At 66.7% G+C, this 576-nt stretch carries 1 protein-coding gene; it reads right to left on the bottom strand.

The window, feature by feature from the left end; all coding sequences use genetic code 11:
• On the bottom strand, positions 1–576 hold a 576-nt coding region (locus J3476_RS27985; RefSeq protein WP_373889093.1), incomplete at both ends, for a molybdopterin-dependent oxidoreductase.

The following is a 576-nucleotide window of genomic DNA, read 5'->3' as shown; positions in this document are numbered from 1 at the left end:
ATCGACAGCATCCGCGGATGGTTGGTGCCCGGGTTCTGCCCGGCAATCACGATCAGATCGGCGAGCACCAGATCCTCGACGGTGACCGAACCCTTGCCGATGCCGATGGACTCGGTCAGCGCGGTGCCCGAGGATTCGTGGCACATGTTCGAGCAGTCGGGCAGGTTGTTGGTGCCGAAACTGCGCACCAGCAGCTGATAGAGNNTGCTGGTGCGGCCCGAGGTGTAGAACACCGCCTCGTTCGGATCGTCGAGCGCGCGCAGTTCGTCGGCGATCAACCGGTACGCCTCGTCCCAGCCGATCGGTCGGTAGTGGGCATCACCGGGGCGCAACACCACCGGATGCGTGAGGCGGCCCTGCTGGGACAGCCAGTATTCGGGTTTGTCGGCGAGTTCGGCAACGGAGTGCCGCGCGAAGAACTCCGGCGTGACCACGCGGGTGGTGGCTTCCTCGGCGACGGCCTTGGCGCCGTTCTCGCAGAACTCGGCCAGCTTTCGGCCCCCGTGCTCTTCGGGCCACGCGCAGCCCGGGCAGTCGAAGCCGTGCCGCTGGTTGAGTTTGGCCAGCGTCGCTGCG

This window comes from Mycobacterium sp. PO1 (assembly GCF_017312405.1).
Taxonomy (GTDB): Bacteria; Actinomycetota; Actinomycetes; order Mycobacteriales; family Mycobacteriaceae; genus Mycobacterium.
Note: the sequence above shows the minus strand (reverse complement) of the source record. Positions and strands in the feature narration are given on the sequence as shown.